Raw genomic sequence first — 10,000 nt, forward strand, 5'->3', positions numbered from 1 at the left:
TTAAACGGGGATTTGCGTCCATGCAAAAAGGGGGCGTAATAATGGATGTGGTATCTGCCGAACAGGCCGGTATTGCAGAAGACGCAGGAGCGGTTGCGGTTATGGCACTTGAACGTGTTCCTGCCGATATCAGAGCAGCGGGCGGTGTTGCCCGGATGGCAGACCCAAAAAAGATAATCGAGATCATGGACGCGGTCTCCATCCCGGTCATGGCAAAAGCGCGGATTGGTCATTTCGTTGAAGCACAGGTGCTTGAGGCACTGGGTGTTGACATGATCGATGAGTCAGAGGTCCTGACCCCTGCTGACGAAGAATACCATATCGATAAGACAAAATTCACCGTACCCTTTGTCTGTGGTGCACGAAATCTTGGTGAGGCACTCCGCAGGATAAACGAAGGAGCAGCCATGATCCGTACTAAGGGAGAAGCAGGGACAGGAAATGTTGTGGAAGCGGTGCGGCATAACCGGACCATCCTCTCAGAGATCAGAAAACTCAAAGGGATGGAAGAGATTGAACTCGTGAAACGGGCACGGGAACTTGAAGCCCCTGTTGATCTTTTAATTGAAACCGCAAAGCGTCAGCGTATTCCGGTTGTAAACTTCTCTGCAGGAGGCATAGCAACACCCGCAGACGCAGCACTCATGATGCAGCTTGGAAGTGACGGAGTATTTGTCGGCTCAGGAATTTTCAAATCCGAACAGCCTGAACTTATGGCAAAAGCTATCGTTGAGGCAGTAAACCACTACAATGAACCTGCCGTGATAGCTGAGGTCTCCAAAGGGCTGGGCAATGCAATGCGTGGTCTTGACATCCATGCCCTCCCACCTGAAGAGGTGCTCTCAAATCGTGGCTGGTAACGCTGCGGTCGGTGTCCTGGCACTCCAGGGGGATGTTTCCGAACATATATCGGCATTTGAGTCGGCAATACAGAACCTGGGACTGACCATCCCGGTTGTTCCCGTTCGAAAAGCGGAGCAGATTTTGGATCTGATGGCGCTTGCAATACCAGGTGGTGAATCCACAACCATCATGCGGCTCATAGATAAGAACGGAATGAGAAACATCATTCAGAATTTTAAGGGAGGTATCTTTGCAACCTGTGCTGGCATGGTTGTGTCTGCACGGGACCTTATCAACGAAACCAGGTTTACCCCTCTTGACCTCCTTGATATCACCGTCAACAGAAATGCATTCGGAAGGCAGCGCGAATCTTTTGAAGCGGACCTTCAGATATCAGGATTTGATACCCCGTTTCATGCAATATTCATCAGGGCACCGGTGATCACCAGAGCAGGGCCGGATGTTACCATCCTTGCAGAGATTCCACAGGGGATCGTGGCGGCAAAAAAAGGGAAGAAACTCATCCTCTCCTTTCACCCGGAGATCAGCCATGACCTCCGGATGCATGAGTACTTCCTGAAAGATGTGCTCGGCCAAAAATAATTAATTCGCTTTTCCCTGATTTTTCACCGCTTCCATGGCGGCCTTTACCTTCTCCTCATCGCCAAGATAATAGGATCTGACCGGTTTGAGGTTATCATCCAGTTCATACACCAATGGTATACCGGTCGGGATATTCAGATCAGGGATGTCAGTATCAGATATATTGTCAAGATGTTTGACCAGGGCCCGCAGGCTGTTCCCGTGAGCCGTTATCAAAACCCGCTTTCCTGATCTGATAACCGGAGCGATCTCGTCATTCCAGTACGGGATGAACCGTGCTACCGTATCCTTCAGACACTCGGTCATCGGCAGATCGCTTCTCTTTATCTCCTGGTACCGGCGGTGATAGGATGGATTATCGAGATTATCCGGAGTATAGGCCGGTGGAGGGATATCATAGCTTCTTCTCCAGATATGAACCTGCTCTTCACCATACTTCTCCACCGTCTCGGTCTTATTCAGGCCGGTCAGAGCACCATAATGACGCTCATTCAGGCGCCATGTCCGGATCACCGGAATCCACATAAGGTCCATCTCTTCCTGGATAAGCCAGAGTGTCCGGATAGCACGTTTCAGAACTGACGTATATGCAAGGTCAAACTCAAAACCCTGCTCCATGAGTGCCTTGCCTGCAGCCCGTGCCTCATCAATGCCCTGGGGGGAGAGATCAATATCACGCCAGCCGGTAAACCGGTTCTCCCGGTTCCAGAGACTTTCTCCATGACGAATCAGAACCAGTGTATACATAATAAACCATCTGTACGTTGGTGATACAATCGGTTAATTCATCTGGAAAGGTTTTATGGGAACGCTCTCCAATCATCAGTTATGACCATTCGTACCGGATGGCTGCTGATGATACTGTTCCTTGCCGTTATGCTCCCGGCCCATGCGGCAGTGAATATTACATCAGAGGGATTGATCGTGAGTGAAACCGGATATGCGGGCGGTTCGCTTACGGTGATTGAAGTTGTAAAAAATGCAGGAGATGATGAGAGCGGGCCGGTGACCATCTCCTATTATCTGGTAAATGAAAGCGAGGGGAGTGCAAAAAGGGTTCCGATAGGATCCGCAGATCTGGAGTCAATAACATCCGGAGGGGATTACTCAAGCGTAAAGACGTTCCTTTTGCCTCTTGACCTTGCCGATGGCGCATATAACTTTGTCAGGGAGATCATGGGAAAAGAGACCACACAGGTTCAGCAAAAAACGATTCATATCTCAGATCCACTCCCTGATGGCAGTGATGCAGACCTGGTGGGGTCTGGTCTTATCATCCCCTCACGTGCCGGACCCGGGGATCAGATCCGCGTTATTGCCGCGGTGGAAAACAGGGGAGGAACTGATGCTGGTAAGTTCTATGTTGATCTGTACCTGACAAACCGGTCGGTTCAGTCAGCTGAGCCACTGCTTCTTGGCACGTGGGAAGTCGGATCAGTACCGGCAACCGGACAGGCGAGCACCACCCGGACCTTTACTATCCCCCGTGATATCGTAGCAGGGACGTACGGCGTACTCATGGATGTGGATCCGGGCAATCTTGTGCCGGAGCGTGATGAAGCGAACAATGACTGGTACCGTGACGGGATGATCCGTATCATCGCCGGAGGGCCGCAGACCATCGCTCCTCCGGTCCTCATGAACACGACTACATCTATTGTTATGATCAGTCAGGACCAGAACTCTTCTGACCAGTCCTGATATCATCCTTTTTTCAAACGTCCTCCCAATGCACCAGCATATACTTTATACTGAACCAGGTGATACATTATACTGGTAAATTGAATCAGCAGTGGATACCTTCCGTCAGCAACGTATTCTTCTTTCCTTTTTTCTTCGTGTTTAGATAGGGGGCCGGCTCTTTCCGGTCCCCGGTATTGATATTCACTGACAGTTTACCGGAGGTTCGATAAACATGTTCTCAGTATTTGGTATTACAGACCCTGCTATCTGGATGGGGTACGCATTAGCGATAGGCCTGGCCATAGCCTGTGTTATCTACGGAGCTCTGAACTGGAACAAAGGAGGACGCAACCATGGCAGTTGATCCGGCGGTTACCATCATCCTTGTCCTGGTGTATGTTGTAATCACTTTGGTGCTTGGATACCTTGGATACAAAAAAACCATTCATGCAGAGGACTATCTGCTAGCCGGACGGGACAGTCATCCGGTGATCATCGCCCTCTCATATGGTGCGACGTTCATCTCAACATCAGCAATCGTAGGGTTTGGCGGTGTTGCAGCAAACCTTGGTATGGGACTTATCTGGCTGACGGTTTTTAATATCGGGGTCGGGATTCTCCTGGCATTCGTGCTCTTTGGAAAGAAGACACGGGAGAAAGGAGCAGAGACCAGGGCGATTACATTCCCTGACCTTATGGGTAAGATCTTTAAAACCCCAAAACTCCAGTTCATCAGTGGTATCATCATCCTGCTGGGGATGCCGCTGTATACCGCTGCGGTTCTGATTGGAGGGGCACGGTTTCTTGAGACGACCTTAAGTATCTCCTACACCACCGCCCTGATTGGATTTGCAGTCATCGTCGCTCTCTATGTCATCTATGGCGGCCTTATTGCGGTGATGTATACCGATGCGTTCCAGGGAGCGATCATGCTTATTGGGATGACAATCCTTCTGGTGCTGACCTACATTTATGTCGGGGGAGTGACTGCCGGCAATACAGCTCTCGCTGCCATGTCAGACCTGGTTCCCGAAACACTTGCCAGTCAGGGAATGACCGGGTGGGCATCAATGCCTGAACTGGGATCACCCATCTGGTTTACTCTGATAACCACGCTTGTTCTTGGTGTAGGTATCGGTGTCCTGGCCCAGCCCCAGCTCGTGGTCAGGTTCATGACCGCACGGGAGAACAGGGCATTAAACCGGGCAGTACTGGTCGGAGGCCCGTTCATCCTGATGATGACCGGAGTGGCATTCACGGTTGGTGCACTGACAAATGTCTATTTTTACCAGCACATGGGAAAGATCGCCGTCGATGCAGCGGGTGGGAACGTAGACTCAGTCATTCCCCTGTATATCAATACCGCCATGCCTGACCTGTTTGTGATCATCTTCATGCTCACGCTCCTGTCAGCGGCGATGTCCACCCTTTCATCACTCTATCATACCATGGGAACTGCTCTGGTCTGTGACCTCTGGGGAAGGGGACAGACATGTGCCATGTCACTTCGGGCAAATCAGATCGGGTGTATCGTGATGATGGTCCTGAGTGTTGTTCTGGCTCTTGCCATGCCGGCGAGTATTATTGCCCGGGCAACCGCGATGTTCATGGGTCTGTGTGCATCGGCATTTCTCCCGGCATTTGCAGTTGGGGTGTATTCAAAACGACCTTCACGGGCCGGGGCGATGGCCAGTATGTTAACGGGGGCGTTCATCTGGTTCTTTTACACGGTTTTTATCCATACCGCCGAAGCAAAGGCCCTCGGGATCTCCCAGTTCCTGACCGGATCAGTAACCATCTTAGGTGCACCCTGGACCGTTATCGATCCCCTGGTTATTGCATTGCCGATCTCACTCATCGTTATGATAGTGTTTCAGCTTCGTGAACGGAGCATGGAGGGAAAAAGCCGGGCGTGAGTATATATATATTCAGGTTTTTGGATACGTCAATCTTTTTTCTCTTTCCCTAGACCGTGATATGTGATAGCGAGATTCTCCCCTTTTTAAATCAGAAAAAGATTTCATCTTCGAGAAGTAATATTCGGTCACGAGTAATCAGGAGGGTATAACATGAACTTCAGACTATGGCTTTCCCTGCTCATTGTTCTGTCATTTTTTATGATCCCCGTGTTTGGAGAAGAACTTACCAAAATATACGGGAGTATCCCAAAGAACGGCATAAATCAGGTCACCCTTGACAACTCAGCAAATGAAAAGGAAGCAGTCGTTGTCTTTAAAGAGATGAACTGGCCGATACCATTTGCGGTATACCTGGCACCTCACCAGACCGGAGTATTGAAACTTCCCTCTGAGTCATATCAGGTGTTTTATACACTCGGCCGGGGCTGGAATGTTGCTGAAAAGCGGTTCCATAGCGAGCCGGAGTACTACATGATGACGGGTGTATTTAACCCAGGAGAAGCGGGTCTTGTCCATGAAGAAAAACTTCGCCCGGCGAGGGTTGTTGATGATACCTGGGATCCTGATGCATACGTCCCGAGTACGTATGGTGAGAAGATTGATTATGCTGAATGGAAATGGGCTGAGAGCACCATCCCGCTCTATCAAAATACCGGATCTTCTGATACGCGGATACCTGTTGATGAGAGGGATTTTCCTCTCTCATAATTTATTACGGGGTATCCTCCCCTGATGAATACGTGCTGAAATGACACGTAAGACTGGCAGTCATACACACATGGATAAAATAAAACCACATGTACTCTCCCAGGCAGAAAAAGACATTATAATACAGAGAATTCGTGAATATTTTTCAGAACAACCAGAAATTATTGCTGCACTCTTATTTGGCTCGTTTGTCGAGGATCAGTTTCATGATATCGATATTGGCCTATTTCTGGATCCCTCATTTCCACCACCCAGATATTATGAACAGCGGCTTGAACGGGAGATTTCAAATCTTGCTCATTTCCCTGTAGATATCAGAATTCTCAACACTGCACCAGTACGGTTTGTATATCAGGTCTTAAAGAAACAGAATATTATTACGTGTAAGAATATGAACGCCTTCTCATCATTTGAATCAAAAATACTCAGAGAATATTTCGATTATGCATATTATCTGAACAGATACAGGAGGGAAGTACTTGGTATTAGCTGACAAAGAAGTGATGAGTACACTCTTTTCTGAACTTAATAACGCAATGGATGCATTGAATGACATTATATTAGAGGGTAAGGATGAGTTCATGGCAAACAGGCACCTTCGTGGAAGTGCTAAATACCACCTTCTCGTTGCGATAGAATCAGTACTTGATCTTTCAAATCACCTGATTACACAAAATAAGTGGAGATTACCTGAAGATTATGCAGACACCTTCCTCGTCATGGCTGAAAATGAGATACTAAAGAGAGATGAGGCTGAGCATCTGGGTGAAATGGCCCGGTTTAGAAATCGTCTGGTCCACCAGTACTGGAGAATAGATGATTCTATCATTTGGGATATTCTGGTCAATGACAGAATGGATATTGCGGATTATGCTGAAAAAATCCTTAACCTTTTAAAATCCTAAAGATACAATACTCCTTTTCTGATTTTTATCCAAACCGAGAAGTAAAAAAATTAGATATAGGGGTTGCGGAGACCCTTTCCGACACCGAATGATGCACGGTGTTCGACTTCTTTCTGGTTCTTGGTGATCTTCTCGGTTGCAAGCTTGGTGACGAGTTCAAGACCTGGCTTGACACTCTCAATCGGCTTGGTCTCAAAGACACCAGCGGCGACTGCCTTGTTCCAGATATTTTCTCCATTGTTGTTCCGGATAAACACAGTGGACCATCCGTCAGGGGATCCGACTGAACCGGTGGAGATATCAGCAAGGTTTGCCACGTAGTCAAGACAGACATGGCAGCCTGGCTGTTCGTACTTGTGAGTGAGTTTCAGCGGGATCTGGGAGACTGCACCACGGTTAGTGTATGCCCAGTACTTCCCCTTTCCGATATCGGTCTTCTTGAGTGAGTGCAGATCGACATTGCAGTGGTCCTGCACGATCTGGGTCATGCTCTGGTATGAGAAGTTCTCCATACAGAAGATACCCATTGCAAGAGCAATCTTGTCACAAACGTCACGAAGTCCGATTGGGTAGAGCTGTGCTTTTCGGAGAGCCTGGATCTGACAGGGAGTTCCGACTATACCGACCTTGTCAAGACCATACTTGCGTACAGACTCTTTCAGGACAGACATGTTCGGACAGACATTGTATCTGGTTCCCCGTGAAGACAGAATCTCTTCAGGAGTAGTTGCCACGATCGGCTTTGGCTGCCATGGTTTTTCTCCCTGGCCTGCAACGATTGCACCGTCAATGATACCCTCTTCAAGAGCGTAGAGGAACATTGAGGTGACAATCCCGCCATCCTGGGAGCAGCGCAGAACTTCTGCACTGGTGCTGCGGGCAGCGACCGCTGATTTGTATTTACCAAGATAATCCATGATTAGTTCCCTCCCGGGTTCATGGCACCATGAATGGCATCGATGATGGTCTCATACTGGTTCACGACATCAAAGCTGAAGAATGCACGCGGGCAGGCTGCATAGCAGGCTCCACACTTGATACACATGTCACGCTGGATGTTTGGCTTGCCTTCTTCCATGGTAATGGCGAAGACTGGACAGGATGTGGCACAGGTACCACAGCCCATACACAGACCCTGGTTGATAACCTTGGTCATGATGTCACAGCCACAGGCCTCACTGGAAGTTGCCTTGCTTCCCTCACTGGCAAGTGCCATAAGCGGTGCAAGGTATGCCTTTGCAAGTGCCTGCTGTTCTGCATTTCCTTTCAGGAGCAGGTATGCCGTGACACAGACATTTCTGATCTGCTGCGGACATGGTGCACAGCCGGGGATATACACATCCACATCGATGACATCACCGATGGGGACAAATCCCTCATGCTGTGGCTGGTTCCACTGTCCACCACGGCAGAACCGGGTGATGTTTCCATATGCAGCACAGCCACCGAGAGCAACAACAACTGCTGCTTTCTCACGGGTTTCTTTAATCTCTTCTACTGACAGTTCATCCTGAAGACAGACTGACCCCTCGACGAGTGCAACATCCATCTTTGGAATGTGACGTGCATCGGCAAGAGTTAAACAATATACGAGGTCAGCGTAATTGTCAAGGATGGTGAATAACCCCTCGTAGTTGTCGGCGAGGGAGACAAGACATCCTGTACACCCACTCATGTGTACATGTCCGACTGTTATTTTGTTAGCCACAGGCCTTTCCTCCTTCTTTGGTTCTTCTTTCGCAATCGGTTTAGATACTGGAGCCTTAGGTTCCTGCGATTTCGGAGCAGGTTCCTTCTTCTCCTTTTTCCCGAAGATCAATGATAGTAGTCCCATGATTTACCCCAATCATTTTCAGCACGAGCTGTACTGTCCTTGGGATCGCTTCTGTTACCTCTTCGGAGAGTCCTATCTCAAATTCTGGTTCAGAAACCCGCTTCGGCTGACACCCGATGATATCAATCTTCACCCGGTGTTTTAGCTGGTGAATGGGTTCGGTTAAATCCCAGGAATGAGCATCCCGGTATTTTCCCGGTGGCAGATCATCAGGACTGATGATTGCAACTTCTCCGGGTTTTCCTCCGAAATCAGCAATATCTATGATGAGAAGGTGTTTGACCGGTTCATCCGATTGCGCAAGAAGGGTAAAGAGGAAATGCGGACCACCAAGGCCGGCATCTATAACCTTTACATTCTCGGGCAGGTCGAGTTTCTGGAGTTCCTCGACTACGGCCGGTCCAAACCCATCATCCGCAAAGAGCGGGTTTCCGCACCCGCAGATTACGATCTCCTGGAACAGCATGCGCAGGGCACTCTCACTGGACGAGCTTCTGGGCGACAATCTTCTTGCTCTCGTCAACTACCAGCATGTGGGTAGCGCAGGACACACAGGGGTCATATGCACGCATGATGACCTCGGCAAGCTGCCATGGTGCTCCCTCGAGAGCCCGACTGCAGGTCGGGAAGTTCCATGTGGTCGGAACAAGAAGGGTGTACTCCTGAACTTTTCCGTCCTTGACGCGGGCAAGGTGAACATCACAACCACGTGGTGCTTCGTTTGCATTCCATCCAAGGCTGCCGTCACCCTGTGGGATCTCATCAGCAAGCACTGAACCATTGCAGTCAAGTGCATCACAGGCTTCGATCATGGTGTAGAGACAATCCGGATATTCCATCTGCCGTGCGATCTGCAGACCTATGGCACCCTTGCGGTCATAGTTCTTGAACTGAACCAGACGGGCACGTGGACCGACTTCAACCGGCTGACCATCGTAGAGCGGGACTGAAGTGCAGGCCTGCATCTGTGGCCAGGTCTTGGTTCCTGCCTTGGTGGTTCCACCGACCGGGTAGTCTGCATCTTCAAGGCTGACCTCGAGTTCTCCCTGGTACCAGTTGTATGGTGAAACATCAGTCCACCGGTCAGGGTCCCACTTGGGTTCAAAGTCAAGGCTTGAACTGTCAAATACCGGATCTACTGCCATGTACCCCTGGTCATGGTATCCGAACTTTGCCGGAATCTCGACTTCAGATTTTCCGACAGTAACGGTGCTCCGGTTCTCCCAGTTCTTCAGGACAGCGATCATGAAGTCCATCTGGGCGATGGCAAGGGGAAGGGCCTCCTTGGCAAGGTCGTAGATCTTCTGTTTTGCCTGTGGGGAGATGTTGTAATACATACCACCGACCCGGGGGTTGCTCGGGTGAATGGCTTCTCCACCGGCAATCTCGCCGACGGTCTGACCGATCTCACGGAGCCGCTGGATCCGCTTTGCAACGGTTCTGACCGGCTCTTCAGAGGTGAACGGGTTGATCTTGGTGTCTGTTCCTGGGATGTACATATCCGG

Annotated in this window: 13 protein-coding genes; 8 read left to right on the forward strand and 5 right to left on the reverse strand. The window is 49.6% G+C overall.

From position 1 onward, the window contains the following. Both pdxS and pdxT read left to right on the forward strand, forming a co-directional pair. On the forward strand, nucleotides 1-860 hold an 860-nt coding region (gene pdxS / locus LDL35_RS00975), incomplete at its 5' end, for a pyridoxal 5'-phosphate synthase lyase subunit PdxS (RefSeq protein WP_304018600.1). Further along, on the forward strand, nucleotides 850-1,446 hold the full coding sequence (gene pdxT, locus LDL35_RS00980; protein WP_304018602.1) for a pyridoxal 5'-phosphate synthase glutaminase subunit PdxT: 597 nt from the start codon (nucleotides 850-852) through the stop codon (nucleotides 1,444-1,446). The genes pdxS and pdxT, both read left to right, overlap by 11 nt. On the opposite strand, the gene gpmA is transcribed toward pdxT, so the two are convergent. After that, nucleotides 1,447-2,193, reverse strand: a complete 747-nt coding sequence (gene gpmA, locus LDL35_RS00985; RefSeq protein ID WP_304018604.1) for a 2,3-diphosphoglycerate-dependent phosphoglycerate mutase — start codon at nucleotides 2,191-2,193, stop codon at nucleotides 1,447-1,449. Between the two features lie 81 nt (nucleotides 2,194-2,274). Here gpmA and LDL35_RS00990 point away from each other — a divergent pair, with 81 nt between their 5' ends. From LDL35_RS00990 to LDL35_RS01015, 6 genes are all read left to right on the forward strand, one after another. Beyond that, nucleotides 2,275-3,147, forward strand: a complete 873-nt coding sequence (locus LDL35_RS00990; protein ID WP_304018607.1) for a CARDB domain-containing protein — start codon at nucleotides 2,275-2,277, stop codon at nucleotides 3,145-3,147. A 214-nt stretch (nucleotides 3,148-3,361) separates the two neighbouring features. Beyond that, complete coding sequence (locus LDL35_RS00995; RefSeq protein WP_304018609.1) at nucleotides 3,362-3,493, forward strand: symporter small accessory protein; 132 nt, start codon at nucleotides 3,362-3,364, stop codon at nucleotides 3,491-3,493. Next, complete coding sequence (locus tag LDL35_RS01000; RefSeq protein WP_304018611.1) at nucleotides 3,483-5,045, forward strand: sodium:solute symporter family protein; 1,563 nt, start codon at nucleotides 3,483-3,485, stop codon at nucleotides 5,043-5,045. Before LDL35_RS00995 ends, LDL35_RS01000 begins: the two co-directional genes overlap by 11 nt. Nucleotides 5,046-5,198: 153 nt before the next feature. After that, nucleotides 5,199-5,756, forward strand: coding sequence for a hypothetical protein (locus tag LDL35_RS01005; protein WP_304018613.1), 558 nt, complete (start codon nucleotides 5,199-5,201; stop codon nucleotides 5,754-5,756). Between the two features lie 40 nt (nucleotides 5,757-5,796). Further along, a complete protein-coding gene (locus LDL35_RS01010) occupies nucleotides 5,797-6,249 on the forward strand; it encodes a nucleotidyltransferase domain-containing protein (RefSeq protein WP_304018614.1) in 453 nt (150 codons plus the stop codon). Then, nucleotides 6,236-6,661 (forward strand): DUF86 domain-containing protein, encoded by a 426-nt coding sequence (locus LDL35_RS01015; protein ID WP_304018616.1) that lies wholly within the window; start codon nucleotides 6,236-6,238, stop codon nucleotides 6,659-6,661. The genes LDL35_RS01010 and LDL35_RS01015 overlap by 14 nt, the downstream gene beginning before the upstream one ends. Nucleotides 6,662-6,711: 50 nt before the next feature. On the opposite strand, the gene frhB is transcribed toward LDL35_RS01015, so the two are convergent. The 4 genes from frhB to frhA form a co-directional block, all read right to left on the reverse strand. Further along, a complete protein-coding gene (gene frhB / locus LDL35_RS01020) occupies nucleotides 6,712-7,578 on the reverse strand; it encodes a coenzyme F420 hydrogenase subunit beta (RefSeq protein ID WP_304018617.1) in 867 nt (288 codons plus the stop codon). Nucleotides 7,579-7,580: 2 nt separating this feature from the next. Further along, nucleotides 7,581-8,369: a coenzyme F420 hydrogenase subunit gamma gene (frhG, locus tag LDL35_RS01025; protein ID WP_304018623.1), complete on the reverse strand. Its 789-nt coding sequence runs from the start codon at nucleotides 8,367-8,369 to the stop codon at nucleotides 7,581-7,583. Between the two features lie 55 nt (nucleotides 8,370-8,424). Further along, nucleotides 8,425-8,961 carry a coenzyme F420-reducing hydrogenase, FrhD protein gene (frhD, locus tag LDL35_RS01030; RefSeq protein ID WP_304018619.1) on the reverse strand — a complete coding sequence of 179 codons (537 nt, stop codon included), beginning with the start codon at nucleotides 8,959-8,961 and terminating at the stop codon, nucleotides 8,425-8,427. Between the two features lie 13 nt (nucleotides 8,962-8,974). After that, a partial coding sequence (gene frhA / locus LDL35_RS01035) for a coenzyme F420 hydrogenase subunit alpha (RefSeq protein ID WP_304018621.1) occupies nucleotides 8,975-10,000 on the reverse strand: 1,026 nt, incomplete at its 5' end.

Origin of the sequence: Methanospirillum hungatei (assembly GCF_020216685.1) — an archaeon.
GTDB lineage: Archaea > Halobacteriota > Methanomicrobia > Methanomicrobiales > Methanospirillaceae > Methanospirillum > Methanospirillum hungatei_B.